A 1,036-nucleotide genomic window follows, 5' to 3' on the forward strand; every position below is an offset into this window, starting at 1 on the left:
CTATGCTCTGGGGGCGCGATACGTATTGGCTCACCTCGTGGTACACACACCGACTCGCTATGGTGAGCAACTTGGTTTGGGTCATTGGCACTGCCTTGCTTATACACCTGTTTACTGCGAATACAGGTATAATCGCCGCCTTTCGCTGTGCCCAATTTACCATTTAACGAAAACGAATAACCGGCATTGGCTTCGGCTACGTTTCCTACCAGCGTGACTTCATTTTTACCTTGTTGATAGGCAAGCTCGAGATTGCCGGTGCGCTCAAATTGCTCAGCAGGATTTTGTGCAGCAGGCTCAAAATAGCTACGCTGCGCCGAGCTGACCGAAGTTGGCGGATGGGCATTCATATGCACTTGTGAGCCACCCATTCTAAAACGATGGCGGCTTTGGCACTGCGTAAACCCAACAAAGCCGGTTTTATGCTCGTGCACCAGGCCATCTTTATCTGTCACCGACAGCAAGCCTCGCTCAATATAGGGGCTTGCAAGATTCCCCTCGGCAATCACTATCGACTCAATAAAATCATGGCATTCAAACCAATAAATTAAGCCGTACTTTGCTAAGAGTCGGGTGAAAAAGGTGTAGTCGTTTTCTAGCGCTTGTACGCACTGGGGTAGCGTGGGTAAATCTTTAGTGACTCGCCATTTTATCCGGTCTTGTGAATAGCCGGCTTTTTGTATCAACTTATTGAGGACAGTCTGGACATTGGCTTGTACAAAGATTTGGCTTTTTTCTGTTTGCTTAAGTAACTCAAGGCGAGGCTTTAAGACCACCTCTGCACCACAGGTGTGCTCAGACACAAAACCAGATTGAATATCAAACAAAGTCCCAGTGAAATACGTTGATATTGCATCTGGTGACTCAATTTCAAACGTGAGCATATTGCCGACGAGTAACTCATCAGCCAGGTCAAATTGGGATTCTAGGTTCGCTTTGAGTAAAAAGCCGCTATTGATACAGGTCGTGAGTTCAAAATCGACGACATGTACAGGATGGTTAGTACCATACACCACAATCCTTGTTTGCATTTTTT

The 1,036-nt window shown here is 46.4% G+C and carries 1 protein-coding gene; it reads right to left on the reverse strand.

The genetic code is table 11. The features are described 5' to 3' along the window. Positions 1-1,036, reverse strand: a 1,036-nt coding sequence (locus EXT47_RS23620) for a phage late control D family protein (protein ID WP_240701673.1), incomplete at both ends; no start/stop codon positions are given.

This window comes from Pseudoalteromonas sp. CO342X (assembly GCF_004208915.1).
Classification (GTDB): Bacteria; Pseudomonadota; Gammaproteobacteria; order Enterobacterales; family Alteromonadaceae; genus Pseudoalteromonas; species Pseudoalteromonas maricaloris.